Raw genomic sequence first — 26,148 nt, forward strand, 5'->3', positions numbered from 1 at the left:
CGACCGTTGCAACTAGCACCGCATAATATGTGGCGACGTGCGGTTCCATTATTTCAAGCGACTGCCCGAGTTTGCAATTCAGCTTCGTTCGCAGCGTTTCGGTCGTTCGTTACCGACTGACCCTTTGGCTTTTCCGTACCGGCACCGAACATCCGTGCACCAAGTCCAACCTGCCGTTGCGTTTCGCTCAGCGCCTGATGCGCTTCTGCGACCATCTGACGAACCTGTCCGGCGGCGGCAACGGCTTGCGTTACCTTCGCGACAGCATCCTGCCCAACGATGGCGGACATATTTGTTTCAAAACGCGCCACCGGAAGTGTCCCGGCTAATTTGGCCAACTTGATAATGGCTTGGTCGATCGCGTCTTCAGCTTCGTGAAGTTCCGTGGCAATTTTTTCGGCTGCTACCACTCTTTGTTTCAACATTATCCTGTTTCCCTTGGCTGCCGAACGATTTCTCTCTTCGCTCGGATCGTTTTTAAGAAAGCCCGGTCAGGATAGCATTGCCCCCAGTCCGAGCATTACGGCGTAGAGAGCGGCAAATGCCATGATCGTCCCCATTGCAATCAGCACAGGCCACAGCAAACGCTCTCCAAATGAATCGGTGTTGTGTGGCCTCCTTTTCGTTGGGAAGGGCGGCCTCAGCCAGATTGGCGTCGACTGCAGATCTTCCGGGTCAAGGCCACTGGGTTGCTCAAATTGTGTTTCAAAACCTATAACGGACGGTTGATAACTCAACGGTTGATAGGTGTTGGGGTCGAGAGTTTCGGCGACCAAAATCGCCGCCTTCGTTCGGGAGTCTACTCCGAGCTTCCGAATGGACGTGCGAATGCGCTCATCGACGGTGTGGGAGGACACGCCCATGATCCGTGCGATTTCTTTGGAGTTTTTATGTGCGTATACAAGGCGCAACGTTTCGATTTGAACGGCGCTAAGACGAGTGACCGGATGTCCCTGTTCGATGCCCACGTCCTAAGGTTAACGGATTCCAAGTGAATTTTACAATTACTTTTAACAATTTTCGGCCCGATTTTTAAAATCTGGCGTAGGATAATGATATACAATCATAATAATGTTACGCATCTTTCGGGCTGTGCTTTATTTAATGTTAAAATTTGCCATTACTAACGTTTGCATCGATAGTTTTCAGAAAATATCGGCCAAATCGTAGAAATTTCCCTGGCGGTTGTTAACAACGAAATTTTTGGCATTTGCGCGCACATTAACACCCTAGTGTGGGGTTTGTTCCACACCTTAGTTTTCGTTTATGACGTCCCCCGGATCGGCATTCACAAAGAGGCGGGCCAATTCCCATCCATGGCCCGCCCGCAAAAATGCCTGCATGTTTTTCCGTCGCCTTTCCTCCGAAGCGATTTCCTGCGCGAATGGTCCGATGCGTTTCCGTCGGGCGAAGTTTTCCGCAGCGATAAACTCCGATGTCTCTGCGAAATCACGAGCTGATACGGAATCCCCATCTTCTATTCCGGCTGCGCGCAGGTCTTCGTCGAGCCGCCGCTTTCCATATCCTCGCCTGACAAACGCGCGGCCGCGTGCTTCCGCAAATTGCGTGTCGTTTATATATCCTAGCTCCGAAAAGCTGTTCACAAGTGCTTCGATGTCCGCCTGTTTTTCGTCGTCCCAGCCGCGCTCGCGAATTTTCCTGTTGAGGTAGGTGGCAAGCTTGGCGCGGGTCGTTGCATACTTTCCGACATAATGCAGCGCTAACCCTCGCATTCGCTCTTCGTTCAGCGCAGGAGGGGACGGTTTGACAGATGTACGGTACATTACGCCCTATTCTTGCCACAGTCGGGTCGAATTTTGAACTGGTATCAGCGCCTAAAATGTCGCCATAACATAAACGCAACTAGGGCCGCCGCCCTCAATAATGGGATGAAATATGAGCGAACTCGCGAGCACGCCTACGCTGGACCGCTTGGAACGCCGGTTTTCGGATTTTGCTACCCTGGGTGAAGCACTGGATTATGCCGCTCTTGGCCAGCGTGGTCTGAACTTTCACGATATGCGTGGTCGCTTGGCGCGCCCCTATCCGTTCTCCGAAATGCGGGCCGATGCTTTGGACATGGCGTATCGGTTGATCAGCCATGGCATTGTGAAGGGTGATCGGGTTGCTTTGGTCGCCGAAACAGGCACGCAATTCGCGTCGCTCTTTTTCGGCTGCATTTACGCGGGCGCATGGCCGGTTCCGCTTCCGCTGCCGACATCGTTCGGCGGTAAGGAAAGCTATGTGGACCAATTGTCGGTCCAGCTCAAAAGCTGCGATCCCAAAATATTGTTCTACCCACCGGAATTGGCCGACATGGCGGGCGATGCCGCGCGCGCCTGTGGTGTGGAAGGGCTGGATTGGGATAGTTTTGCGGATCGAATTCCGCTGAAGGCCGATCTGCCGAGCGCGGACACGGACGAAATTTGCTATTTGCAATATAGCAGCGGTTCAACCCGCTTCCCGCACGGTGTGGCCGTGACGCATAAGGCGCTGCTGAATAATCTGTCTGCGCACTCCCATGGCATGCAAGTAAATGAGCATGACCGCTGCGTTTCGTGGCTACCCTGGTATCACGACATGGGCCTCGTCGGATGCTTCCTATCGCCCGTCGCCAATCAGGTTTCGACGGACTATATGAAGACCGAAGATTTTGCCCGGCGCCCGCTTGCATGGCTGGATGTCATCAGCGCGGCGGATGGTACGGTTATCAGCTATTCTCCTACATTCGGCTACGACATTTGCGCGCGCCGGATTTCAAGCCAAAGCCATGTCAACGACCGCTTCGATCTTTCAAAATGGCGCTTGGCTGGCAATGGGGCCGATATGATCCGTCCCGATGTAATGCAGTCTTTTGTCGACGCGTTCAGCGACGCCGGGTTCAAGGCATCGTCTTTCCTGCCGAGCTACGGTCTCGCTGAAACGACCCTGGCTGTCTCGATCATGCCCCCGGGCGAAGGCATTCAGGTAGAACTGGTTGAGGAAACCGAGTTGACCGGTCATCCGGGTGCAGCGGATCGGCCGGTGCGTTACCGCGCCATCGTTAACTGCGGCAAAGCGGTCAAAGACATGACGATCGAAATCCGTGATGAAAATGGCACGCCCTTGTCCGACAGGGTCATTGGTAAAGTGTGGTGCAGCGGACCTTCGCTGATGAAAGAATATTTCCGCGATCCAGAATCGACCAATGCGTGCCTGATTGATGGGTGGCTCGACACCGGCGATATGGGATATATGTCCAATGGCTATATCTACATCGTCGGCCGCGCCAAAGACATGATCATTATCAATGGCAAAAACCACTGGCCGCAGGATATCGAGTGGGCGGTGGAGCAACTTCCGGGCTTCAAGGCCGGTGATATTGCTGCTTTCTCTGTGACGACACCCGGCGGTGAAGAAGCGCCCGCGGTATTGGTCCAATGCAGGACAACGGACGAGGTCGAGCGTGCCAAATTGCGTGAACAGATACGGGATAAGGTGCGGTCGGTAACCGGCATGAATTGCGTGGTTGAACTGGTCCCGCCGCGGACGCTCCCGCGCACCAGTTCGGGCAAGATGAGCCGCGCTAAGGCACGCAATCTCTATCTCTCGGGTGAAATTCAACCCTATGCCGTAGCGGCTTAACCGGGTGCATATTTCGGGGGTCGTAAGCTATATCTGTTGGGGCATCGCAAAGCCCTTATGGTGAATATCCGGTAAAGTTCGGTAACGGTTGATTTTATTTGTAAATTATGTGGATAAAAACGCCGAATTGATGCGTCTGATTACCTTTGAGTAAGGTTCCCGCGCTAAATGTCGGGCGTGATAAAAAAAGACGCGTCCCTAGAATTGCCAAATGAACTGTCGTTCAAGGCGCTGTTGGGCCTTGCCGAGCCTGTCGGCTTGGATGGCGATGTCATGCGCGGCATTCAGGCGCGTACGATGCGTCAACGCACGACCTTGCGTGTAGGGTTGAACCTCGTTTGCGCCATCATGGCGATATTTCTGTACAAGGGCGTTGCCCCGACTTGGGCCTTGGCGTCCTGGGCCATATTGTTCAGTGCCTTTCATCTTTTCACCTTCCATCAATTTGGTACGAAATGGGTGTGGGATCGACCTCAGATAAACCGGGAAGACGTACGCAAACTGAACACGCATTCCGCCGTAACCGCCATAATGTGGGGTTCGGCATTCGGGTTTTTGGGCACGAGTGGTTCGCTCATGGAGTTGATCGGGCTGTGGTCCATCGTGCTGGGCATGATGGTTTATGCGTCGCTTCTCCTGCCGACCGCGCCCATGGCCGCGACCATTTTCATCGGCGTTACGAGCCTGTGCGCAAGCATCGGGTTTGTTTTTCACAGCGGCTACTATCTCGCCGTTGCCGCCTGTGGCATAGGTGCACTCCTCATCATGGCCTGTTTGCGGTCGGCGCGGGCGCAAATATTGTTCGAGGTCGCCAACAGCATCGTCCAGGAAAAGTCCGAAACCGTGAGCTTATTGCTACGCGAGTTTGAGGATAGCGGCGCAGACTGGCTTTGGCAGACGGACACCTCGCGCTGTGCAACACATGTGTCGCCGCGCTTCGCATATGCGTTGGGCGAAGAAGCTAAGGCCATTGAAGGCCAGCCACTGCTCAAGCTCATTGCAGGCGACGCATGGGAAAAGGGTCAATATCCGCAGGCTCTTCACGATCTTGCGGATCGGTTGAAACGGCGCGAGTCCTTCAGCAATTTGATTGTCCCGGTGACGATCAAGGGAATTACCCGCTGGTGGGAATTGTCGGCATCGCCCCGCCATTCCGAAGATGGAAGCTTTCTCGGATTCCGGGGTGTTGGTTCCGACGTGACCGAACAGCGGGAATCGGCTGACAAGATTTCGCATCTGGCCAGGTTTGATACGCTGACCGGTTTGCCGAACCGGCTGCAATTGACCGAAACGCTTGCCGAAGCTCTATCTGATGCCGACAAGTGGCGCCGTCGGTGCGGGTTTATGATGATCGATCTGGACCGGTTCAAGGCAGTTAATGATACGCTGGGCCACCCGGTTGGTGACCGACTATTGGCGCAAGTTGCGCGGCGCCTTCAACTGATCATGTCCGATAATGAGCTGTGCGGCCGGTTGGGCGGTGACGAATTCGCCGTCGTCATCAAAGACGCCAACGACAGCAAATATGTGGCGACATTGGCACGACGCATCATCGAAAGCCTGTCACGCCCATATGAGGTTGACCAGAACACATTATATATTGGCGCCAGTATCGGCAGCGCGTTGGGTCCAATTGATGGGCGTACCGTAGAGTTGCTGATGCGCAGTGCGGACTTGGCGCTGTACCGTTCCAAGGACCAAGGCGGCAATACGCATCATAGCTATCAGCATAAGCTGCATGCCAATGCGGAAGAGCGGCGCTTGATGGAGTTCGAGCTCCGCAACGCCCTCGAGCGCGAACAGCTACATGTGGAATATCAGCCGGTCGTGAATGCGGATGGCGATAACATATTGGTCGGTTTCGAGGCGCTTCTGCGTTGGAACAATCCCAAGTTCGGCAATGTGTCTCCGGCCAAATTCGTGCCGGTTGCAGAAGATGCCCGGCTGATTGTTCCGATCGGCGACTTCGTTCTGCGCCGGGCTTGTAAAGATGCGATGAGCTGGCCGGAATCGACCCGTGTCGCTGTGAACATCTCGGTCGACCAGCTGACGAGCACCAACTTCGTGGAGACTGTTATTTCAGCGCTTCATGACAGCGGTATGCCCGCGTGGCGGCTTGAGTTGGAAGTGACCGAAAGCATTTTCCTGCGCGACGGCACGCTCGCTGTGCAAGTATTGGATCGCTTGCGTGGGTTGGGGATCAAGCTGTCGCTTGATGACTTCGGCACTGGTTATTCTTCGCTTGGCTATTTGCGGAACGTGCGATTTGATACCATCAAGGTCGACCGCAGTTTTGTTCAGGGCGCGGCGAAGAACAAGGCGGAGAGCCTGGCCATTATCCGGGCGGTGGTTGCTCTTGCCGACAGTTTGAACATTGCAACGACGGCCGAAGGTGTGGAAACCGAGAGCGAGTTGGCGATGATCCAGCAACTCGGCTGCAAGAAAATCCAGGGCTATTATTTCGGACGCCCGATGGTGTTCGCGGATAGTCTGGAGCTGTTCAAAGGTCCCCGACGCAACGTCGCCTGACCTTGCCAAGACAGGGATTATTGTCGCGCTTAAAGGATCTCGCCGACCTTTTCTTGTGGGCGACACAGGCGGACGCCTTTTTCGGTCTCGACAAAAGGACGCTCAACCAGCATCGCATCGGCGACCATTGCTTCCAGAATTACTTCGTTAGAAGCGCCTTCGATCAGGCCCAATTCTTCAGCCCTCGATCCCCGTGTGCGCAGCGCTTCACGTGCTGTAAGACCGGCGTCCTCAAACAATTGCACCAGCTTTTCCTCCTTATAGGGATGTCGAAGATACTCGATCACGGTAAGTTGGACACCCGGCGTGGCTTCCAATATCGCTAATGTTTTGCGGGATGTGCCGCAGTTCGGATTGTGCCAGATCGTTGCATGCATCGCTATTTCCTAGTTGCCATGGTCCAATATCTGCCTGCTATCGCGCCACCCACAGAGTTGCAAAAATCTTTTCGCATATAACCTAAATTAAATTTGCATATGAGAACAATTCGCAATAACGCCGGACTATCGTTGCGACTCATTCTCAATATAAAGTTTCAAGGGATTAAAGTGCGTCATTCAATTTCTTATTCGGTGGCAATGGTTTTGGCTGCCGTGTCACATATACCCGTTCACGCTGAGGAAATCGCAACCGATGACGATAGCCGGACCATTATCGTCACAGGCCAGAGCGAGGGGTATGTCGCCTCCAACTCTGTAACGGCCACCAAAACCGACACGCCCCTGCTGGATATCCCCCAGAGCATCAACGTGGTGACGCGCGAACAACTGGAAGATCAGGCCCATCATTCGTTAAGTGACGTGCTGCGCTATGTCGCGGGAACGACTGTCGGCCAAGGGGAGGGCAATCGAGACCAGATCACGCTGCGTGGTCAGAATACGACGGCGGACTTTTTTCTCGATGGTGTGCGCGACGACGTTCAATATTATCGCGGTATCTATAACATAGAGCGGGTCGAAATATTGAAGGGACCTTATGCTCTGATTTTCGGACGTGGCGGTGGCGGCGGGATTGTCAACCGGGTGCAGAAATCGCCAAAGACCGACATTTTCTACGCAGGCCAAGCCAGTGTGAACAGCTTCGGTGCATTCGATATTTCCGCTGACCTGAATGCACCGCTGAATGACGCCGCCGCCATTCGACTGAATGCCGTCTATGAAAATCTCGATAGCCATCGCGATTTTGTGGGTGGCGAGCGCTATGCCTGGAACCCTTACGTCGCCTTTAAACTGGGTGATGGCTGGAATCTCGGCGTTTCGTACGAATATGTTTATGATGATCGCACAACCGATCGTGGCATTCCTTCGGTGGCAACGGTCGCTGGTCAACCGAATGCACCTCTGCGTGGCATCCGCGATCAGTTTTTCGGAATTCCGGGCGTAAACAGAACAACGCTGGAGGCCCAGATTGGCAAATTGCGTTTGGACGGGCAATTGGCCGAAAACCTGCAGTTCAACGGCACGATGTTGTACGGCGACTATGACAAGATCTACGACAATGTGTTTGCCAACGGTCCTGCGAGCGGACCAAATGGCACCGTGGCGCTCGCCGCCTATAGCGATCCTACGCAGCGGACCAATTTCATTGCCCAGGGTAATCTGGTTTGGGATATCGAAACGGGTCCGCTTGCGCACAAGATTTTGGTCGGCATCGAATATGGCGATCAAAAGAGTGAAAATCGACGCACGAACGGAACCTTGTCAAACGCGTCCTTCAATCTGGCCAATCCCGTTTTCCCGACCGTTGTCTTCAACGCACCGGCACGCAACACCGTTTCCGATGTGACTTTCTTTTCGGCCTATGTGCAGGATCAGATCAGTATCGGGGAACATTTCGATATTGTCGGCGGATTGCGCTACGACAGTTTCGACATTGAGGGCGTAGACCTGTTCCCCGTCGTGGACCGACCGTTCGCACGAAAGGATACCAAAGTCAGTCCGCGGCTTGGGTTGATATTCAAACCTGTCGAGAGTGTGTCGATTTACAGCAGCTTCAGTCAATCCTTCCTGCCGCGCTCCGGCGACCAGTTCTTGTCCTTGAGCACCACGCAAGAAAATCTCGCACCGGAGAAGTTCACCAACTACGAGGTGGGGGCAAAATGGGATGTGCGGCCGAACCTCAATCTAACGCTCGCCCTGTTCCAACTCGACCGCAGCAACGCGACCACGCCGGATCCCCTCAATCCGCTGGCGACAATCAATGTGGGCAAAACCACCACAAAGGGCCTTGAGCTGGCAGTAACCGGTCGCATTACGCCGACGTGGCAGGTGCATGGCGGCTATAGTTATCAGGATGCGACTCTTGCGGGCAACGATCTGATCAGACTGGGGCAGGTGCCCAAACATCAGGCCAGTTTGTGGAACCGCTATGATTTCGGCGGCCGCTTTGCGGCTGGCGTGGGCATCATTCACCAATCAAGCCAGTTCGCCGCCATTCGCACGGCGGCAAATACCACGCGCCTCCCTGCATTCACACGCGTCGATGCTGCGCTCTATTACGATCTCAGCGATACGGTAGAAGTGCAGGTGAATGTCGAGAATTTGTTCGATACGACCTATTTTTCGGACGCCCATAACAACAATAATATTTCGACCGGAGCGCCCATTAATGGACGTTTCACGATCCGGGCGAAATTCTAACTTTGCGCGATAGCCGCGGCATGGGCCTTGGCGTTTTCTACATAATGCGCCACGCCCATGCGCATACCCATCACCGCCGCATCATCCAAATCGCGGACAAAGCGCGCTGGTGACCCCGCCCATAGCTGACGGCTCTCGATATGTTTGCCTTGTGTCAGCATGGACCCGGCGGCGAGCATTGCGTCGCCTTCGATTGTTGCGCCGTTCATCACGGTGGCCGATAGGCCGACAAATGCCCGATCTTTCAGCACGCAGCCGTGCAGCAGTACATTATGTCCAACAAGCACATCGTCCCCGATCAGCGTCGGAAATCCGTCTGGGAAGCCTGGGGCAGGGCCGTCGCAATGTATCACGCTGCCATCCTGGATATTTGTGCGGGCGCCAATGACAATGCGATTGACCTCGGCACGAACCACGCAATTGTACCAGATGCTCGACTCCGGACCGATGACGACGTCGCCGATAATGCGGCAGCCGGGCGCAATGAAAGCGCGGTCATCAATTTTGGGCGTCTTGCCATTTATGGAAATGATGCTGACGTCTGGTCGATGAAGGGTCATAGGGTTTTCCAAAGGGATAGATGGGGCAAAACGGACGCATAATCGTCGGTCCACGGGCTTGTTTTTCCGGGCGCATCCAGTTGAAGCCACTGCTCTGAATTATAGTAGCGGCTTTTCACCTTATCGACCTTGCCGGTAAGTTCAGCGAGCTTGGCGGGATCGCGGCTGAGGGCGATCCATTGCGAGGCACGGTTGCCGCGGTTTATCAGTTGCTCGGTCGGGCTGTCGTGGCGCAAGGCTGCGCTCCAGCCATTCGCCTTTGCTTCGGCTGCAACCACTGGGTTCAGGTCGATGTACCGGTTGGAGATATGGACCAGCAATATGCCGTCAGGTTTCAACGCCTTGCGGTAGGTTGCAAATGCCTCTTTGGTCAAAAGGTGAAGCGGGATGGAATCGGACGAAAAAGCATCCAGCGCCAAAATGTCGAATTTCCCTTCCGGAACGGCGGCCAAGGTTAGGCGTGCGTCGCCCAATGTGATGGGAACATCCGGTGCACATTTTTCAAGGAAGGAGAAGATTTTGCGTTCGCGGGCAATTTCGATGACCAACGGATCAATTTCAAAAAACTGCCAATATTGTCCGGGCCGACGGTAGCAAGCCAAGGTGCCCGTCCCAAGACCTACCACGCCTATGCTCGCCTCTGGCCCATAAAGCCGGGGGGCATTTAGCATGGCGATCCCGACGCCGGATGTGTCGGGATAATAGCTGATCGGACGTGTAGGATCGTCCAGCAATTGCATCCCGTGCATGGTCGTTCCGTGGTTGAGCCAACGCACGCGCCCGCTTTCGCTGGCGTTGACGGTATAAGTGCCGAAATAGCTGCGCATCCGGACACCATCGAGGCTTTGCTGGACGCTATACCAGCCGCCGTTGATCGTGAGGAGACCGGCTACCGCGAGCAGAAAAGGTATGCGGAACCCTGCTACCGCAATGCCCAACGTCATAATCGTCGCGGCCAGAAGGATTTTGGTGAAGCTGGACTCAACCGGTTCCGAAATGCCGCCGAACAGGCCGAGCGCGAGTGCGATCATTCCGATTACGACCATTATAAGAGGTAAGCGCTTGTCGTTTTCGTTCAGACGTAGGAGCGGGATCGCCGGAAGCAGCGCGGCTGCCATCAGGATCAGAATCGGATGTTCCCACGTCCAATCGAACAGCAAAGGCGCAACGATTGCGCAGAAAAATCCGCCCAGAACACCGCCAACAGACATCATGAGATAGAAACTCGTAAGCTGGGCAGGGGCCGGACGCGTCCGGTACATTTCGTTATGTAGCGCGACCGCGACGATAAAGAGCAAGCTCAAGCTCGCTGTAAGCCCTCCGATTGCTGCCTTCCCCCAAACAACGAAGACAAAGGCAGCAGAGACGATCAATACGATCGGCGCAAAGCGACTGATCCAATAGGCGGGTTTCTGATTGTCGGCAAAGGCCACACTGAAACTAAGAAGATAGATGCCAAGCGGTATGACCCAAATAAGCGGCATCGCCATGAGGTCGGTTGTAAGATGCGAAGTAGTGGACAACATCAGGCCCGAAGGAACGGCCGCCAGAATAATCCAGTACAGCCGCCGACGCCAACCGATGGGCGCCTCGTTCGCTGCCGCTTCAGTGGGTGTCGTGTTGGCACCTGCTGTGCGCCAGATCTGGATGGCACAAATACCGACCAGTGCCATCAAGGCCAGATAGATACCGCTCCAAATCCACTTCTGGCTCTGGAGGGTTGTAAACGGTTCAACCAAAATGGGATAGGCGATCAGCCCGCCGAAGCTTCCGATATTGGAAGCGGCATAGAGAGCATAGGGCTCACCCTGATTTCCGGACATGCTGTACCAGCGCTGCATCAATGGAGCCTGCGCGGCGACAACAAAGAACAAGGGGCCAATGGATGCAATCAACAACCAGGGCACCCAGAATATAGGCGATCCGTCCGCCGGGGGTTGCAAATTCGCAAGGCCGATGGGCAGCCATAAGATGGCGACTGCAAAGAGAATGATGTGAATGATTGCCTGTCGTCGTGGCGATGTCTGTGTCAGGCGATGGGCATAGGCATATCCCGCCAGCAGAAGGGCCTGATACACGAGCATGGCGCTGTTCCAGACCGCCGGCGCGCCGCCCAGACGTGGCAAGGCCATGCGGGCGATCATTGGCTGTACTAAGAACAGCAGAAAACTGCCGGTCAAAATCGTGATGAGGAACAGCGCCCTGCTGTTGCCCGTGGTGCCTGCGGTCATGCTTTGGCCCGGAGTAGCCGTGCCGCATGTGCTGCGTGGTACGTCAGAATGCCCGAGCAACCCGCCCGCTTAAAGGCCGTCAAGGTTTCCAAAACCAGGGCGTCGCGATCGCCAGCCCCCGCAGCGGCGGCTGCTTCAATCATCGCATATTCGCCAGAAACTTGGTAAGCAAAAACAGGTATTTCAAAGCGATCCTTCACACGGCGGATAATGTCGAGATAGGGCAGGCCCGGTTTGACCATGACGCTGTCGGCGCCTTCTGCGATGTCCATTGCCACTTCGCGCAATGCCTCATCGCTGTTCGCGGGGTCCATTTGATAGCCCTTTTTATCTCCCTTTAGCAGCCCGCGCGATCCGACCGCGTCGCGGAACGGGCCATAAAAGGCGCTCGCATATTTGGCCGCGTAGGACATGATTTGCACATTGGAATGTCCGTTCATCTCCAGTGCCTTGCGGATTGCGCCGATGCGGCCATCCATCATGTCGCTTGGCGCAATGATATCTGCGCCAGCGTCGGCCTGGTTCACCGCCTGATCGACCAAGACAGCTACGGTTTCGTCATTCAGGACATAACCTGATTCATCAATCAACCCGTCTTGGCCATGCGCTGTATAGGGGTCGAGTGCGACATCGGTCAGGACACCTATCGCATCGCCATGGGCAGCCTTTATGGCGCGGATCGCCCGGCACATCAGATTTTCCGGGTTCAATGCTTCGGCACCGTCATCGCTTCTGCGGTCGGCCTGTGTGTTTGGGAACAACGCGATGCATGGGATGCCAAGCGCTATAGCGTCGCCGGCGCGCGCGACGATATTATCTACCGACCAGCGTGATACACCGGGCAAAGCAGCTATGGGCTCCTCAATGGCTTCGCCTTCCGTAATGAACAAGGGCCAGATCAGATCGGCGGGGCTGAGGGTCGTTTCCGACACCATTTTACGGCTCCACGATGCGGCGCGACTGCGGCGCATGCGGGTATTCGGAAAGCTTGCATTGTCACTCATGACCGTTGTCTAGCGAAGCATTGCACTATGCTCAACGGCTTATCCGCGTGGCGGGCGACCATCCATATTTTGCGTCAACCGGTCGATTTCCCGCTTGGGTTCTTCCTTGATGCGCTCGGTAGGCCGCAATGGAGCCAGCGCCGCACCGGCTTTAACCGATTTCAGGTTGTTAAGACGTCCTTTGAAGCGGGCAAGATCGCTTCCGGACAGCTGCGCGCGTTGGGTAAATTTGACCGACATCGGATTTACCGCCCGGCCACCGCGATACAGCTCATAGTGCAGGTGCGGTCCGGTCGATAGGCCGGTTGAACCCACATATCCTATGATCTGCCCACGACGGACACGTGTGCCCGATGACACCGCAAAGCGGCTCATATGCCCATAGCCCGAAGCAAGGCCGCCGCCATGGTTCAGCTGAACAAAATTCCCGTATCCGCCCTTGCGTCCAGCGAATGCCACTGTTCCATCGGTCACGGCATAAATCGGTGTGCCGTAACTTGCCTTGAAATCGAGGCCGCTATGCATGCGGCTATAGCCCAATATGGGATGACGGCGCATGCCAAAGCCTGACGTGATCGCTCCGTTGACCGGGCGGCTCAGCGCGCCTTTGGATTCGCCTACGCCCGACGCTTCAAACCATTGGGTTGTTTCCCCCATGGTCCATTTCAGCATCTGGATTGCGGAGCGGCCATCGCGATCTACGCCAGCGTAAAGAAGATTCCCGACCTTAACTTCGCCTGTCTCGGCGCGCTTGTAATCCACGATGATGTCGAATTCATCGCTGGGTCGAAGTGATGAGAGCGATGTTCGTCCCGAGATTACTTTCAGATAATCCTGGATAGCGCTTGCAGGCGCACCAGCAGCCCGGGCGGAGCGATAGAGGCTGTCGCCGACGACGCCCCTTATCCGTAACGGTGTCTCGTCAACCGCGATCGGCTTGCGAACCAGTTGCAAGCCGCTGCCGTTGCGGTTGATCTCCAAATTCAGGTCAAAACGGGCGCGGAAGGCAACGGATTCCAGGGGGCGGGCCATATTCTTAGTGGTTCTTTTGCCCAACACGATGTCGATCGGAGTGCCGGGCTCAATACCACCCAAGGATGTCACGCCTGAAACCAGTGAGGTCACATAACTGGCTTCGCTTCCGCCGACGCCAGCACGCTGCAGAACGCGCGAAAAGCTGTCTCCGCGTCCAAGCGTAGCGGTCAATTCGATCCGGGGGCGTTCCGGGCTACCCGCCAGCGCGACCACGGTGTCGGTCGCTGCCATGCGTTTGCCGCTGTCACTGCCATAAGCGATTGGCATGATCATTTGTGCGCGCGCTTCTTCAAACTCGGCCTCTGTGGGTAACGCGGGTTGTGCGCCGAACACAGGTCCAAAATCAGGCAGTAAAGCTAGTGCACAAACGCTCAGAACGGTCAGAGTGCCTAGACCACGGAACCAGCGAATTGAGCCAATATCTTCGCCCAAATCGGGCACCAGGTCGAGTTCGGAAATACGGTCCACCCAAGAACGGATGGTTGTTTGGCGCAATGGGGTAATCATCGCGTCCGCAAGCGCGACGCTGCCTCCTACCCCAGCACTGGCAAAGCGCATATCTTTGCCTTCAAACATCAGCGACCCCTGTCCTAATCCGAATTGGACGGAATTTTATCCCCCATCCCCTGTGACGCGATATGGTTAAAGTCAATTTAAGACGTGGTTCGTTTATCGTTACATGCGGCCAAATGTGTAAATTCGCCGACAAGCGCGGGAACAATTGCAATATTTCAGGCGCCGATAATTAATCACTTCATTAAAAACGTTCGAATGCTATGAATCGATGTGAAAGAGAGGCGGCTATGCCACGCGATCGCGTTGAATTTTTTTATGATCTTTCCAGCCCTTGGACCTATCTGGCATTCACCAATTTACAAGATGTGCTGGCACGAACGGGTGCGACAGCGCGTTTGCGTCCCATATTGGTGGGCGGCGTGTTTAATGCGGTAAACCAGTCCGTCTATGCCGCGCGTGAAGCCACCGACAACCGCAAATTGAAGCATAGTTGGCGGGTTCTGAAAGATTGGGCCGCTTTAACCGGTGTAGAGTTGCGATTTCCTTCGCAATATCATCCGGCGAAAAGTGTGAATGCCATGCGTATGGCGTGCACCTTAGGGGATGATATGGCCGCGCTTGCCATTTTTACGAAGGCGGCATTCGAGAGCTATTTTGGACGCGAAGAAAATCTCGATGATCCCGATACTCTGGTCGCGGTAGCCAATGCGGCAGGTTTGGACGGTGAAGCCATGCGGACCGCAGCGCAGACGGACGAGGTGAAAATGTTGCTTCGCGCGAACACCGAAGAGGTAATTGCGCGCGGCGGTTATGGATCGCCCACTATTTTCGTCGACACAACAAAGATGTATTTTGGTAACGACCAATTGCCACTGGTAGAATTTGCATTGAAGGAAACGCCCGCATGAATGAACGTGTCAGCATCACCGTCGAAAACCATGTCGCCGACGTGCGACTGACACGGGCAGACAAGATGAATGCCCTCGACCCCGCCATGTTTCAAGGGATCATCGCCGCCGGCGAAGAACTCGCGGCGATGCAGGGTATTCGGGCCGTCGTGTTATCTGGTGAGGGCCGGAGTTTTTGTGCCGGTCTTGATATGGAAAGCATGAAAGGCGGTGGCGCAAGCGCGAGCGGCGGCATCAAAAGCTTGACTGACCGCACGCATGGCAATGCAAATACCTTCCAGCAAGTGGCCATGCTTTGGCGTAAATTACCCATGCCGGTCATCGCCGCTGTCCATGGTGTGTGCTTTGGCGGAGGACTCCAAATAGCGAGTGGCGCGGATATCCGGGTCGTTGCCCCCGATGCGCGAATGGCGGTGATGGAGATGAAATGGGGCCTGATCCCCGATATGGGCGGCTATGCCCTTTGGCGCGGCATGGTACGCGAAGATGTGCTGCGGGAACTGACTTACACCAATCGGGAGTTTTCGGGGTCAGATGCGCTGGCCTTGGGGTTTGCGACCTATGTCGACGAGAATCCGCATACGCGCGCCATGGCGATTGCGCAGGAAATTGCAAACCGCAATCCGGAAGCCATGCGTGAAGCAAAATCTCTGTTCAACGAATATGCAGACCTGGACGAAGATGCGATATTGATGGCGGAAAGCGTCCGCCAGAACCGTGTGATACGCACACCCAACCAGATCGAAGCTGTAATGTCGCAGATGTTGAAAAGGGCAGCGAATTTTAAGGACTAATCACCGGCGAACGGTCAGCCGTTCAAATTTCGCGCGCAAATCTTCGTTGATTGCAGTGGGGCCATTGGCGTCGGTCAAAACGATTGTTGTTATGCACGTCGCTTTGCACTCTCCGCCTTGGAAAGCGGCGGACGCAATATCCCAACTGCTGTTGCCAATCCTCAGGATGCCGCACGCGACATCGACATGCTCTGGAAAATGGGCTTCGGCGATATAATCGAGCGACACGCTCACGATCAGCCAACGTTGACCCGCGGCCTTGTTCTGAACTTCAATCGCGTGGTTGAACATACCGCGGCCATGTTCGAACAAACCCGCCATAGAGACGTTGTTGATGTGCCCCAGCACGTCCATGTCAGCAAATCGCGTTTCGGTACGGTGGCTAAACGGGTAACTTGCAGGATCAAGTTGCCAGGACTGCGGTTTGGGCATTCAAAACACTTTCAACATTTTTGCTCACCGAATCTGGTTCGGCGAGCATGCCTATAGAGCGTTATCCGAAAATGTCAGGGCCGGGGCCCGCCAGATTCAAGATAACGCTATATAGAGTTTCGCGATTATAGACCGCGACCGATCAGTTCTTTCATGATTTCATTGGTGCCGCCAAAAATCCGGGTGACACGTGCACCGCGCCACATGCGTGCGATCGGATATTCGTTCATATAGCCCGCGCCGCCGTGTAACTGGAGGCAAGCGTCGACAACTTCCCATTGAAGATCGGTGTGCCAAAGCTTGGCAGCAGCGCCTTCTTCGGCGGTGAGTTCTTTCTTGTAGTGGCGGTTTAGGGCCCAGTCGAGATGGGCCCAGCCAACCTGCAGCTTCGACTTGATGTCGGCGAGTACAAAACGCGTATTCTGGAAATCCAGCAACGGCTTGCCGAAAACGATGCGTTCGCGGGCAAAGGCGACCGTTTCGTCGAACGCTTTCTGCGTGCTGGCCATCGCGGAAACGGCAATGGAAAGACGTTCCTGCGGCAGTTCGCTCATTAGGTAGATGAAGCCCTTACCCTCTTCACCTAGACAGTTGGTCATTGGCACGCGGACATCTTCGAAAAAGAGTTCGGAGGTATCCGCTTCGTCCATACCGATCTTGTCGAGATTACGGCCGCGCTTGAAACCTTCGCGGTCTGCTTCGACCAGAACGATGGACATGCCCTTCCACGCAGGCTGCACTTCGGTGTCGGTTTTTACGCATACAAGGATAAGATCGGCATTCTGACCGTTGGTTATGTAGGTCTTGTTGCCGTTGATGACATAATGGTTTCCATCTTTACGTGCGGTGGTTTTCATCCCCTGTAAGTCAGAGCCCGTTCCGGGTTCGGTCATCGCAATCGCCGTGATGACCTCGCCGGAAATCATCTTGGGTAGCCAATGCTTTTTCTGCTCTTCGCTGCCATAGCTGACGAGATAATTGACGACGATGTCGGATTGCAGCGAGAAACCTGTGGCGGCGCCGCCATAATAGGCCGACTCTTCATCCACGATTGCGTTGTAGCCAAAATCGAGGCCGAGGCCGCCATATTCGACCGGAGCAGTGGGGCAGAGCATGCCGACTTCGCCTGCCTTGGGCCAGATCGATTTAGGGACAATACCGTCTTCCTGCCACTGTTTCGCGTTCGGCGCGACTTCCTTGAGCAGAAACTGCCTTACCGACTGGCGGAACGCTTCATGGTCTTCATTATAGGCGGAACGCGGGATGGTATCGAGCGACATGGGACTCTCCAATTGATATCGTTGATACCATGTAGAGACACCAAGTTTACGTTAGGGTCAAGCAGAATTTAATCGAGCGATTAAATGGCTTCTCCAGCATCCCGTGCGCGCTCGACAATGCTCGCTTCGGCTTTTGGGACAAGGCGGTAGGCAAAGACGAGAAGCGCCAGCGCAATGGGAGCGACCGCGATCAGTGCCAGGATGCCGACGCGCAAGTTACCGACAAGCTTTCCGTCGACCATCGTGCCTGCGAGATCCGAAATCTGGCCGACCATATAAGGTCCGAACGACAATCCGACGAGGGTGGTGCCCAGAAAGAAAGCTGCCGTAGCCGTACCGCGCATGCGGGGCAGGACCAGGTCTTGTGTGGTGGCCGCCGCAGCGCCGAGGGCGGTTGCACCCAACATACCTGCCAAGAAATTCATCGCATAGAACAGCGTTGAATTTTCGGTCGTGTAGCCGATCCAGATCGGAACAACGGGCCCGATCACGCCGAGGATGATGACCAATATGCGACCCGCCGGGTATTTTGCACGCAGACCGTCGGCGACCCGTCCTCCGATGATAACACCCAGAAAGCCAGCCAACGCGCCATTGGCGCCCAGTATGAAAGCAAGCTCTTGCTTCGGCAGCTTGAGCACGATTTCGGCATAAGGTGCCGACCAGAAAGACAGAGCATAGGCAGCCAGCGATACCAGTCCGTAGCCAAGGGTGGTGCAGATGAAGGCCGGCGTGCCCCAGATCAGGCGGAACGTCGCCGGATCTTTCGCCCGCAAAGTGGAGGCCCATGAAAATACGGCATAATAGCCAAAGCCAACTGCAGACCATTGGGGGAAATTACCCGTGAGCCGTATCATCCATGCGGCAAATGCGGCAATGGCCGCCGCGGTCAGCAGGTTTATTGCAAGCGCAACCGGCCCGCGCTGCCACGCACCATAGAGAGTGAAGGGCGGTACAATCATCGAAAGATCGCTGAAAAAAGCGCGGAACGGGTTGGTGTGACTTGTCGCGGCAAGGCCGTCCATCGCGCCCCGCACCGGTTCACGCAAGCTGGATACCCAGAAAGCAACCAAGATTCCGGGAATACCGACGGCCAGAAATGCCGCTTGCCAACCCACGAGATTGAGGGGGCCGCCGCCGGGAAAGGCCTTGTTCCAGGCCTGCACAATAAGAGCGCCGATAAACAGTGACACACCGCCACCGATGTAGAGACCGGAAGAGTAGATCGCTAGCGCAGTTGCCCGCTGCCGTTTGGGGAAATAGTCGGAGATCAGCGAATATGCCGTCGGGCTCGCCGTTGCCTCCCCTACGCCGACACCCATGCGTGCCAAGGTCAATTCGACCTGGTTTCGGGCAAATCCGGAAAGCGCGGTCATCAACGACCAGAGGGCTAAGCCAATCGACAGCAGTCGAACCCTGTTCCAATTGTCCGCAAGCCGCCCCAGTGGGATGCCGAAAAGGGCGTAGAACACGGCGAAAGCCGCGCCGCCCAGAAAGCCCATATCGGAATCGGTCAGTCCTAGATCGGCCTTGATATCGACGGCCAATATGCTGACGATCTGGCGGTCGATGAAATTGAGAATGTAGACAACGACCAGTACGGTAAGGACATACCAGCTATATCCAGTGGCTTCACGTGCGGGTGTTTCTGGCGCGGTTCCAGCGTTCTCTTTGGCGCTTTCGACCGTATCACTCACATCCGTCTCCCTGTTCTTGGCTGTTGTCGCCGCGTGCCATCATGGCTAGCAGAACATGTTTTTGGCGCAACCTGAATTACTATTCAACTTGGCGGGGCGAGAATGAACAACAGCAAAATGAACTCTGCGCCGTCGGTGTTGATGGTATGCCTTGGCAATATCTGTCGCTCACCGCTCGCGGAGGCTGCATTACGCCAAGCGGCGGCGAACAGCGGATTTGCGATCAGCATCGATTCTGCGGGAACTGGCGACTGGCATATTGGAAGCTCACCTGATCCGAGGGCCTGTGCCGCTGCACTAAGCCTTGGGGGTGTAGACATTCGCGATCTGCGGGCCCGGCAGGTCTGTAGTTCCGATTTCTACCAGTTTGATTTTATACTGGCGATGGACTCCGCTAATTTACGAAATTTGGAAGCAATGATGCCTGAGGGATCCAGTGCTCACCTTTCTCTTCTACTCGATTATGTGCCGGGAGCCGAGGGTCGCTCTGTTGCCGATCCCTATTATGGAGCCGCTGCGGATTTCGAAATCTGTTGGAAGCAAGTGAAGTCCGCAACGGAGCATTTTCTGAAAAAGCTGGAACAATAAAGCTCGTTTCGGGATAATTAATCGTCCGGTTGAACCGGGAACTGCAAAATCCGGCACGGCTGTGTCGTGTTTTGCTTGAAATTGGAGCGATTCCCTCCAATATTATGTCCATGCGGCTATGGTGCCGTGTTTTGAGGAGAAATAAGTCATGGCACAGTGGTCCGATCCACGGGTAACCGGGACCCAGTCAAGTCTTGCAGGTGTAGGCTCGAGCGCTGGCGACGTCGCGGTTGATGCTGGCCTTCGCGCGCACATGCTCAAGGTGTACAACTATATGGCGTCCGGCGTCCTTTTGACCGGAATCGTCGCCATGTTGTTTGCGCAAACCGAGTTGGCGCAAAATCTGATGACCAACCCCAGCTTGTTAAGCTGGGTTATCATCTTGTCGCCCTTGGCGGTCGTGTTGATCATGAGCTTTGGGCAAAACCGCCTTTCGACATCCGCACTTCAGGCGATGTTCTGGGCGTTCGCGGTTCTTATGGGCCTTTCCATGTCGCGCATCTTCATGATGTTCACAGGTGAGTCCATTGCCCAGACATTCTTTGCAACCGCCGCTGCCTTCGCCGGTTTGAGCCTTTGGGGCTATACAACCAAGAAGGATCTGAGCGGGATGGGAACCTTCCTGATCATGGGTCTGGTTGGTCTTATTGTCGCTTCGATTGCGAATATCTGGCTTCAGTCCGATACGATGCATTGGGTGATCAGTTCGGTTGGTGTTCTGCTTTTTGCAGGCCTGACCGCTTATGATACGCAAACGATCAAGAGCATCTATCTCCAGATCCGTGGCTCCGACATGGTGGGCAAGGCGGCCATTATGGGCGCGCTGAACTTGTATCTGGATTTCATCAATATGTTCCAGTTCCTGCTCAGCTTCTTGGGTAACCGCGACTAAAAGTCACCTGCGGTTAAGGTTGAAGCGCTAACAATGGTCCGGCGGGAAACCGCTGGGCCATTTTCTTTATGCAGCTTACCGAAGAAGACTTTTCTTTGTTGTAAAAATCCTGTTGGAAAGGCGCTCTTTGGTTGGAGGGATAATAATGCGTCGCGGATTTAAAAATGTGGCAGCTATCGTTTTTACGGTGACCGCCATATCGGCTTGTGCTCCTGCGCCAAAGCCGGTGGTCATTGCTCCGCCTCCGCCCGTCTATATTCCACCACCCCCGCCGCCTGTAATGCCGCTGCCCCCTGGTGGCGCGGCTGCTTCGATGAGGATCCCGGCGCTCGGATTAGATGGCGTGCGGGTTACTCCCAACAGGGGTCTTAGCCGAGACGAACAAATCTGGCATTTCCGGGCTGCACTAAACGTCGCGGCGCTTAACTGCCAAGGTCCTGTCTGGGGGCAGATCGCGACGCAATATAACAAATTCATCATTACGCATAAGGTCCAGCTTTCAAAGAGCAGCAAGACTGTGGATCGCGAATATGTGGCACGCTATCCTGGCCAAAATGGCCTGCGTGTACGCGACACAAAACTGACAGACCTGTATAATTATTTCGCGTTACCGCCGGTTCGTTCGGAATATTGCGATGCGGCTTTGCGCAAGGTTGTGGAGGTGAACTCGGTTCCTGTAGCTGCCTTGCCCGAATATGCCATGGGCGGCTTGACCGATATCGACGGCATCTTCATCCGCTTTTTTGACGCCTATGCGCAATATGAACGTGATCTTGCGGATTGGAATATGAAACATGGGCCCAAGCCGGCCTTTGCACCTTTGCCACAGCAGACCGTCACGACGCCACCACCCTCTAAAGCTTCTGGAGGTTAGAGGATCGCTAATGTGGTCCGGTTACGCTGCTACGTTTTGTGGCCGGATCAGAATGAATCGATCTCTACCGCCAGTTTTTGCCCGGTACAGGGCCATGTCGGCAGCGCGGTATAGGATTTTCCAGTCATCCTCGGACGTCACAATGCGGTTGGCGATCCCGATGCTTGCGGTAATTCTATAGCCTTGAGGTAGATTGATTTGCCGGACGGACGCCAGCAGATCTTCAGGCTCAAGCAGCAACAGGTTTCCACGATAGGCAATCGCAAACTCTTCGCCGCCCAAGCGTGCGACCAATGCACCTTGCGGTGCAACCTCCTGAAGGGTTTCCGAAATAAGCGCCAATGCCTCGTCACCGCCGGCATGGCCGAGGCTGTCGTTAACCCGCTTAAAATGATCGACATCGAGCAGAACCAAGGTCCAATGGCTGTGCCTTTCAAGCAAAGCGCGCAAAAATGCCCGTCGGTTCAGCAGCCCGGTCAAGGGGTCCGTATCGGCGATCGCCATGGCATGCGCCTCCGCAATCTCGGCACGGTCGCGTGCCTTTGCGAGCAGGCGAACGCGGTAACCGATAGCGAGCGAACTGACCAATGCTTCGAATGCCAGCCCGAACAACGTGCTGTTTTCGATCAGGATATGGTAAGGGACAATATCAAAGGCATGCAGCATCCGTAAGAATGTTGAAAACGCGACGCCGCTCCAGCCCAACAGGAAGTAGCCGAGGAAGCGGTCTTTGCTCTTCCAGGCTTTCCAGACGTACACCCCGAATATGACTGGAACCGGTGTGAAGCTATAAACGTAAATCGCATCGAGTGTCTTTATTTGCCATGGAGCGAGGATCGCATAGATCGTCGCGGTTGCCGCCATTGCTGTCGCTTGGACATATGTCGTTCTTACCAACCACGATGGAATCTCGGTATTGGCGAAGAAAAAGCGGATGAAGATCAGCGCTGCGCTGGCGCTGTAGGCCAACAATGGGATCGTGATACGGAGTCGGTCAGGTCCCGACAGACCCGATACAAAATAGTGCAATGCGCCCGAAGTAAACAAACCATAGGACAACGTTGCGACAATCATCATACAATAAGCGAGCAAGAAAGGTTCCCGCATCGCCCGCCACAGCGCGATATTATAGACTAGTAAGGCGATGCAAACGCCTGCAAAGCCTGCATAAAAGACGCTCATGATCATTTCGAATGTGATTGCGGATTCGCTTGTACTGATCTGTGACTGCAACATCACACCCCGCACCGCGCCGCTGTCCGAAACTTTCGCCAGAAACATCCTGATGGGTGCGGGATGATTGCGCAGCGGTACGATCGTGGTCGCACCCAGGCGCATGGGGCTGATCGCCTGCTTCTGAAAAGGCTGGTAATGTTCAATGTGCCCATCACTGTGGATGGTCCAAAGTTCAAAACCTTCGTCCCAGAGACTGGCGGTACGGAAAATAAGATTGCGACCGTCACCCGGTGCGACGGCCGGGGCCTGCATTTTAACCCAGTAATTTCCGGGAGAGAGCTGGTTTTGCGTGTCCGCGCACGAGAAAGCTTGAGGCTTGGAAAGCACCGAAGGTACTGTGTCTGAAGCTGTTGCTGCAAGCGTACAACTATCAAGAGGAACGCTTTTTGCCGATGCTTGGGGTGCTCCCATGGCAAAGGAAAGCAACAAGGCAAGCGCAGCCAAAACGGGTTTTAGAAGAGAGATGCGCGCAGCCTGCATCCCCGACGGTTATCGCATCAGCGTAAATTTCCCCTTAACTGTAAAATCAGGCTTACGCGGAGAAATTTCAGACGTTCTGCGCGCTAGGCCATCTGGATATAATCGCGCATCGCGGCGGCCTCTGCTTCAATCTTTTCAATCCGATGCTTGACGAGATCGCCGATGGAAACAAAGCCGGTGAGGTTCCCCTCTTCAACGACAGGAAGGTGCCGAATACGCCTTTTGGTCATGAGGGAAAGACCGGACATGATCGCGGTATCGCTCGACACAGTAATGGCAGGCGCCGTCATCGTCTCACGGACGGTTTTTGCAAGAAAAGCTGCACCGTGTTTTGCAATGCCGTAGACGATATCGCGCTCCGAAAATATGCCGACAACTTCCGCGCCATCCACCACCGGCAGCGCTCCGATGCGGTTTTCCGCAAGGCGGGTGACAACCTCCCCGACGCTTTCATTGGGATGCGCTGTAAACACGCTATGCTGGTTGTTGCCCAATATTTCAGAAATAGTCATCGACTCTCTCCCTATATCCTTGCTCCTGGGGGAACTTATAGCATAAGGCGGCCTTATCAAGCTATGACCCAACCATCCCGCCTCGAAGATCCCGAATATGCCAGCTATGCCTGGAAACGCTATTGGCGCCTAATGCGGTGGATGCTGCTTTTTACAGTGTCAGTCACATTGTTGGTTTTGGGCAGTTTTTGGTGGAATAATGGCATGGTTTCCATCCATTTTTTCATTGCAACTGCGGGTGCTATCATTGGAGCCATGATGCTAACCGCGGCTCTTATGGGGCTAGTTTTCCTGTCCAGCGGAACCGGCCATGATGAGTCGATCGAAGACATTTTTAAAGATGAAGCCGACCGATGAGCGATACAATCCGTAATCTTCCAAAGCGGACGGATCCTATTTTACGCGTTATTCCCGGACCGAGCGATATCAACGCCAACGGGCATATTTTTGGTGGCTGGGTATTGGGTGTCATGGATCAGGCAGGCGGGATTGTTGCCGGCCGTGTATCGCAGGGTGCCTGTGCGACAGTCGCTATCGAAAAAATGGAGTTCATTGCGCCGATCTTGTTGCGCGACATTATCTCGGTCTATGCCTCGCTCGAACGGCGCGGGCGGACGTCAATGGGTATCCGCATCGAAGTCATCGCAACGCGTGAGCGGGGGCAGCAAGAGGTCAAGGTGACCGAAGGTCTGTTCACCTTCGTTGCTCTTGATGAGCAGCACAAGCCGCGGCCACTGCCTGAAAGCTAATCCCGTTCCAGCTTAATGTCGTAAGATAGCGTTGCGCTGTCATTTCCAGCCACGGTAGTTTTCCAAGTCGGGACCCCGCTGATTTTGGTGACGGCTTTCGATTTTCCACGCAGTTCGTAAGGGATCTCGACCTCTATGTTGACCGGCGTATTGCGGGCATTGGTGACCTTGATTTCCCACCGCTGATTGTCCGCCTTTTCCGACTGTGGGGTCACTTTCATGCGCACATCCACAGACGTCCCGACTGCAATCTCCACATCTTCCCCGACCGCACGGTCCTTAAGCGTTGTTTCACCGGTAAGCAGAGGACCATATTCGCTGTTTTCAAACACCATGACCTGACCTTGCGGCATCGGAAGTCCGAGGCCTTTGTCAGTCGTGTTTTTACCGCGCAGCATCAGGGTCATCGGTTCGCTCTGTGCGCCGTAGTTTTCAACGGATGCGGAATAGTGATGCGTAAATGCCGCCCCGGGTTTGACCAGCATCGCAACTTGCTTTTGTCCCTTTGCGTTGACTGTTACCGGTTCAGGAATGCGGTAGAGTTTGAGGTCGCCTAAATTCTCCTGCTCTGCCACCACGACCGCGACTGGAGAGTAAGAAGCCAAGTACTCACCCCGCATTCGTTGGGCCGTCACAACGATGCTGTCACTTTCTTCGTCCATATATGCCGCAGGCGCGGGCGGAGGAGGAGGTGGAGCGGGGAAATATCCTAAACTATAAGGTACTTCATGGGTGCGTTGGTTGGGCCAGCATTTCAGTTCCAGGCTGCCGCCCGTCGGTTTGACTTGTGGCCCATTATTTTCACGGTTCGGTTTGCCGGCAATGGCCATTGTGTTGGCATTGGTGAAACTCTGGTTTCCTCCATTTGCAAGGGTCAACCATGCGAAAAGGTCGACCTTGCCTTTGCCATCTGACCCACGATTCTGGACTTGCGCGATATAATTGGCTTCCCAGTCGAATCCGGCAGCCATGTAGGTCAAGGTAACTTTCGCCGTTACCGGTTTGTCGCTTTGTGTAATGACCGACAAGGTGGGTTTTGCAGACAGTTTTTCAGGTATCTGCGCAAATGCCATCCGCTCCGGCAAACCCGTGCAATGCAGGGCTTCATATCCGTCGCTGGTTTGGAGGATAACAGCTCCACCGGGCGCCGATGTGATCATTGCAGGAAATTCGCGCGTCTTGCCAGTCGCCCGTTCGGTGCGGGTAATTATCACTTGCCGTTTCAGATAGGCGTCAACCAAACCTAATGGCGATAGCAGCCGTGCATCCCGGTTCTTTTCTTTGACGCCTTTGGGAAGGCCGGTGACGATCGCGCTCTCGGGGAACATTCCTTCGGCGACGCCTTCAAAGCGTATGACGCTTTCTCCTACTGGAATGGTGAGGGTGCGCGTTTCCGTAACAAGGGCGTAACCGGTCGGCCAATTGGGATCGATCGCTTGCCCCCCATATTTCTCGCCACGGTACACGGTAAGCGAGACGGCCTCGGGCTCTTCCGAAACCACGACGGTCTGTGCCGCGACCGGAGCCGCGGCCAACACCAAGAAAAGGGCAACCAGCCCGCGCACAGG

The 26,148-nt window shown here is 54.9% G+C and carries 24 protein-coding genes; 10 read left to right on the forward strand and 14 right to left on the reverse strand.

The window, feature by feature from the left end; translation table 11 throughout:
- Positions 1-53: 53 nt before the first annotated feature.
- The 3 genes from EUU25_RS00110 to EUU25_RS00120 form a co-directional block, all read right to left on the reverse strand.
- Entirely contained in the window at positions 54-425 is a 372-nt protein-coding gene (locus EUU25_RS00110; RefSeq protein ID WP_158897462.1) for a hypothetical protein, read from the reverse strand.
- Between the two features lie 66 nt (positions 426-491).
- Positions 492-968, reverse strand: a complete 477-nt coding sequence (locus EUU25_RS00115; protein ID WP_158897463.1) for a helix-turn-helix transcriptional regulator — start codon at positions 966-968, stop codon at positions 492-494.
- Positions 969-1,253: 285 nt separating this feature from the next.
- Positions 1,254-1,784, reverse strand: a complete 531-nt coding sequence (locus EUU25_RS00120; RefSeq protein WP_158897464.1) for a regulatory protein RecX — start codon at positions 1,782-1,784, stop codon at positions 1,254-1,256.
- 112 nt (positions 1,785-1,896) lie between these two features.
- Between EUU25_RS00120 and EUU25_RS00125 the strand changes: the two genes are divergently transcribed.
- Both EUU25_RS00125 and EUU25_RS00130 read left to right on the forward strand, forming a co-directional pair.
- Positions 1,897-3,624 (forward strand): fatty acyl-AMP ligase, encoded by a 1,728-nt coding sequence (locus tag EUU25_RS00125; RefSeq protein ID WP_158897465.1) that lies wholly within the window; start codon positions 1,897-1,899, stop codon positions 3,622-3,624.
- A 168-nt stretch (positions 3,625-3,792) separates the two neighbouring features.
- Positions 3,793-6,153 carry a putative bifunctional diguanylate cyclase/phosphodiesterase gene (locus EUU25_RS00130; protein WP_158897466.1) on the forward strand — a complete coding sequence of 787 codons (2,361 nt, stop codon included), beginning with the start codon at positions 3,793-3,795 and terminating at the stop codon, positions 6,151-6,153.
- Positions 6,154-6,182: 29 nt separating this feature from the next.
- On the opposite strand, the gene EUU25_RS00135 is transcribed toward EUU25_RS00130, so the two are convergent.
- A complete protein-coding gene (locus EUU25_RS00135) occupies positions 6,183-6,530 on the reverse strand; it encodes an arsenate reductase family protein (protein ID WP_158897467.1) in 348 nt (115 codons plus the stop codon).
- Between the two features lie 171 nt (positions 6,531-6,701).
- Here EUU25_RS00135 and EUU25_RS00140 point away from each other — a divergent pair, with 171 nt between their 5' ends.
- Entirely contained in the window at positions 6,702-8,792 is a 2,091-nt protein-coding gene (locus EUU25_RS00140) for a TonB-dependent receptor (RefSeq protein ID WP_246162814.1), read from the forward strand.
- Here the strand turns inward: EUU25_RS00140 and EUU25_RS00145 are convergent.
- The 4 genes from EUU25_RS00145 to EUU25_RS00160 are packed head-to-tail and all read right to left on the reverse strand — an operon-like array spanning position 8,789 to position 14,198.
- On the reverse strand, positions 8,789-9,352 hold the full coding sequence (locus EUU25_RS00145; protein ID WP_158897468.1) for a gamma carbonic anhydrase family protein: 564 nt from the start codon (positions 9,350-9,352) through the stop codon (positions 8,789-8,791). The genes EUU25_RS00140 and EUU25_RS00145 overlap by 4 nt on opposite strands.
- Entirely contained in the window at positions 9,349-11,583 is a 2,235-nt protein-coding gene (locus EUU25_RS00150; protein ID WP_158897469.1) for a fused MFS/spermidine synthase, read from the reverse strand. The genes EUU25_RS00145 and EUU25_RS00150 overlap by 4 nt, the downstream gene beginning before the upstream one ends.
- On the reverse strand, positions 11,580-12,587 hold the full coding sequence (hemB, locus tag EUU25_RS00155; RefSeq protein ID WP_158897470.1) for a porphobilinogen synthase: 1,008 nt from the start codon (positions 12,585-12,587) through the stop codon (positions 11,580-11,582). Before hemB ends, EUU25_RS00150 begins: the two co-directional genes overlap by 4 nt.
- A 39-nt stretch (positions 12,588-12,626) precedes the next feature.
- Positions 12,627-14,198, reverse strand: coding sequence for a M23 family metallopeptidase (locus EUU25_RS00160; RefSeq protein ID WP_246162815.1), 1,572 nt, complete (start codon positions 14,196-14,198; stop codon positions 12,627-12,629).
- 227 nt (positions 14,199-14,425) lie between these two features.
- On the opposite strand from EUU25_RS00160, the gene EUU25_RS00165 reads away from it, so the two are divergent.
- On the forward strand, positions 14,426-15,046 hold the full coding sequence (locus EUU25_RS00165; protein WP_158897471.1) for a 2-hydroxychromene-2-carboxylate isomerase: 621 nt from the start codon (positions 14,426-14,428) through the stop codon (positions 15,044-15,046).
- Positions 15,043-15,840 carry a crotonase/enoyl-CoA hydratase family protein gene (locus EUU25_RS00170; RefSeq protein ID WP_158897472.1) on the forward strand — a complete coding sequence of 266 codons (798 nt, stop codon included), beginning with the start codon at positions 15,043-15,045 and terminating at the stop codon, positions 15,838-15,840. Before EUU25_RS00165 ends, EUU25_RS00170 begins: the two co-directional genes overlap by 4 nt.
- Here the strand turns inward: EUU25_RS00170 and EUU25_RS00175 are convergent, their stop codons facing one another.
- The 3 genes from EUU25_RS00175 to EUU25_RS00185 all read right to left on the reverse strand — a co-directional run bounded on the left by EUU25_RS00175 (position 15,841) and on the right by EUU25_RS00185 (position 19,249).
- Positions 15,841-16,272 carry an acyl-CoA thioesterase gene (locus EUU25_RS00175; RefSeq protein ID WP_158897473.1) on the reverse strand — a complete coding sequence of 144 codons (432 nt, stop codon included), beginning with the start codon at positions 16,270-16,272 and terminating at the stop codon, positions 15,841-15,843.
- 125 nt (positions 16,273-16,397) lie between these two features.
- Positions 16,398-17,552 carry an acyl-CoA dehydrogenase family protein gene (locus EUU25_RS00180; protein WP_158897474.1) on the reverse strand — a complete coding sequence of 385 codons (1,155 nt, stop codon included), beginning with the start codon at positions 17,550-17,552 and terminating at the stop codon, positions 16,398-16,400.
- A gap of 80 nt (positions 17,553-17,632) precedes the next feature.
- Positions 17,633-19,249 carry a spinster family MFS transporter gene (locus tag EUU25_RS00185; protein ID WP_158897475.1) on the reverse strand — a complete coding sequence of 539 codons (1,617 nt, stop codon included), beginning with the start codon at positions 19,247-19,249 and terminating at the stop codon, positions 17,633-17,635.
- A gap of 117 nt (positions 19,250-19,366) precedes the next feature.
- On the opposite strand from EUU25_RS00185, the gene EUU25_RS00190 reads away from it, so the two are divergent.
- The 3 genes from EUU25_RS00190 (at position 19,367) to EUU25_RS00200 (ending at position 21,603) form a co-directional block, all read left to right on the forward strand.
- Positions 19,367-19,837, forward strand: a complete 471-nt coding sequence (locus EUU25_RS00190; protein ID WP_158902946.1) for a low molecular weight protein-tyrosine-phosphatase — start codon at positions 19,367-19,369, stop codon at positions 19,835-19,837.
- A gap of 148 nt (positions 19,838-19,985) precedes the next feature.
- A complete protein-coding gene (locus tag EUU25_RS00195) occupies positions 19,986-20,729 on the forward strand; it encodes a Bax inhibitor-1/YccA family protein (RefSeq protein WP_158897476.1) in 744 nt (247 codons plus the stop codon).
- A gap of 145 nt (positions 20,730-20,874) precedes the next feature.
- The gene (locus EUU25_RS00200) at positions 20,875-21,603 is read left to right on the forward strand and encodes a hypothetical protein (protein WP_158897477.1); all 729 of its coding nucleotides are present in this window, start codon (positions 20,875-20,877) and stop codon (positions 21,601-21,603) included.
- A gap of 21 nt (positions 21,604-21,624) precedes the next feature.
- Here the strand turns inward: EUU25_RS00200 and EUU25_RS00205 are convergent, their stop codons facing one another.
- Both EUU25_RS00205 and EUU25_RS00210 read right to left on the reverse strand, forming a co-directional pair.
- Positions 21,625-23,091 (reverse strand): GGDEF domain-containing protein, encoded by a 1,467-nt coding sequence (locus EUU25_RS00205; RefSeq protein WP_158897478.1) that lies wholly within the window; start codon positions 23,089-23,091, stop codon positions 21,625-21,627.
- 311 nt (positions 23,092-23,402) lie between these two features.
- A complete protein-coding gene (locus tag EUU25_RS00210) occupies positions 23,403-23,831 on the reverse strand; it encodes a CBS domain-containing protein (RefSeq protein ID WP_158897479.1) in 429 nt (142 codons plus the stop codon).
- Positions 23,832-23,894: 63 nt separating this feature from the next.
- Here EUU25_RS00210 and EUU25_RS00215 point away from each other — a divergent pair, with 63 nt between their 5' ends.
- Both EUU25_RS00215 and EUU25_RS00220 read left to right on the forward strand, forming a co-directional pair.
- A complete protein-coding gene (locus tag EUU25_RS00215; RefSeq protein WP_158897480.1) occupies positions 23,895-24,188 on the forward strand; it encodes a hypothetical protein in 294 nt (97 codons plus the stop codon).
- On the forward strand, positions 24,185-24,580 hold the full coding sequence (locus tag EUU25_RS00220; protein ID WP_143776203.1) for an acyl-CoA thioesterase: 396 nt from the start codon (positions 24,185-24,187) through the stop codon (positions 24,578-24,580). Before EUU25_RS00215 ends, EUU25_RS00220 begins: the two co-directional genes overlap by 4 nt.
- Here the strand turns inward: EUU25_RS00220 and EUU25_RS00225 are convergent.
- Positions 24,577-26,145 carry a DUF4139 domain-containing protein gene (locus EUU25_RS00225; protein ID WP_246162816.1) on the reverse strand — a complete coding sequence of 523 codons (1,569 nt, stop codon included), beginning with the start codon at positions 26,143-26,145 and terminating at the stop codon, positions 24,577-24,579. The genes EUU25_RS00220 and EUU25_RS00225 overlap by 4 nt on opposite strands.
- Positions 26,146-26,148: the final 3 nt, after the last annotated feature.

Source organism: Sphingorhabdus lacus (genome assembly GCF_009768975.1).
Classification (GTDB): domain Bacteria; phylum Pseudomonadota; class Alphaproteobacteria; order Sphingomonadales; family Sphingomonadaceae; genus Sphingorhabdus_B; species Sphingorhabdus_B lacus.

Bases quoted from the DNA above. Each gene is read 5' to 3' on its own strand.
- EUU25_RS00190 (WP_158902946.1), top strand. From the start codon at position 19,367: ATGAACTCTGCGCCGTCGGTGTTGATGGTATGCCTTGGCAATATCTGT.
- hemB (WP_158897470.1), bottom strand. From the start codon at position 12,587: ATGAGTGACAATGCAAGCTTTCCGAATACCCGCATGCGCCGCAGTCGC.
- EUU25_RS00195 (WP_158897476.1), top strand. From the start codon at position 19,986: ATGGCACAGTGGTCCGATCCACGGGTAACCGGGACCCAGTCAAGTCTT.
- EUU25_RS00200 (WP_158897477.1), top strand. From the start codon at position 20,875: ATGCGTCGCGGATTTAAAAATGTGGCAGCTATCGTTTTTACGGTGACC.
- EUU25_RS00125 (WP_158897465.1), top strand. From the start codon at position 1,897: ATGAGCGAACTCGCGAGCACGCCTACGCTGGACCGCTTGGAACGCCGG.
- EUU25_RS00130 (WP_158897466.1), top strand. From the start codon at position 3,793: ATGTCGGGCGTGATAAAAAAAGACGCGTCCCTAGAATTGCCAAATGAA.
- EUU25_RS00180 (WP_158897474.1), bottom strand. From the start codon at position 17,552: ATGTCGCTCGATACCATCCCGCGTTCCGCCTATAATGAAGACCATGAA.
- EUU25_RS00160 (WP_246162815.1), bottom strand. From the start codon at position 14,198: ATGTTTGAAGGCAAAGATATGCGCTTTGCCAGTGCTGGGGTAGGAGGC.
- EUU25_RS00135 (WP_158897467.1), bottom strand. From the start codon at position 6,530: ATGCATGCAACGATCTGGCACAATCCGAACTGCGGCACATCCCGCAAA.
- EUU25_RS00120 (WP_158897464.1), bottom strand. From the start codon at position 1,784: ATGTACCGTACATCTGTCAAACCGTCCCCTCCTGCGCTGAACGAAGAG.
- EUU25_RS00175 (WP_158897473.1), bottom strand. From the start codon at position 16,272: ATGCCCAAACCGCAGTCCTGGCAACTTGATCCTGCAAGTTACCCGTTT.
- EUU25_RS00205 (WP_158897478.1), bottom strand. From the start codon at position 23,091: ATGCAGGCCCCGGCCGTCGCACCGGGTGACGGTCGCAATCTTATTTTC.
- EUU25_RS00170 (WP_158897472.1), top strand. From the start codon at position 15,043: ATGAATGAACGTGTCAGCATCACCGTCGAAAACCATGTCGCCGACGTG.
- EUU25_RS00220 (WP_143776203.1), top strand. From the start codon at position 24,185: ATGAGCGATACAATCCGTAATCTTCCAAAGCGGACGGATCCTATTTTA.
- EUU25_RS00165 (WP_158897471.1), top strand. From the start codon at position 14,426: ATGCCACGCGATCGCGTTGAATTTTTTTATGATCTTTCCAGCCCTTGG.
- EUU25_RS00215 (WP_158897480.1), top strand. From the start codon at position 23,895: ATGACCCAACCATCCCGCCTCGAAGATCCCGAATATGCCAGCTATGCC.
- EUU25_RS00145 (WP_158897468.1), bottom strand. From the start codon at position 9,352: ATGACCCTTCATCGACCAGACGTCAGCATCATTTCCATAAATGGCAAG.
- EUU25_RS00210 (WP_158897479.1), bottom strand. From the start codon at position 23,831: ATGACTATTTCTGAAATATTGGGCAACAACCAGCATAGCGTGTTTACA.
- EUU25_RS00150 (WP_158897469.1), bottom strand. From the start codon at position 11,583: ATGACCGCAGGCACCACGGGCAACAGCAGGGCGCTGTTCCTCATCACG.
- EUU25_RS00110 (WP_158897462.1), bottom strand. From the start codon at position 425: ATGTTGAAACAAAGAGTGGTAGCAGCCGAAAAAATTGCCACGGAACTT.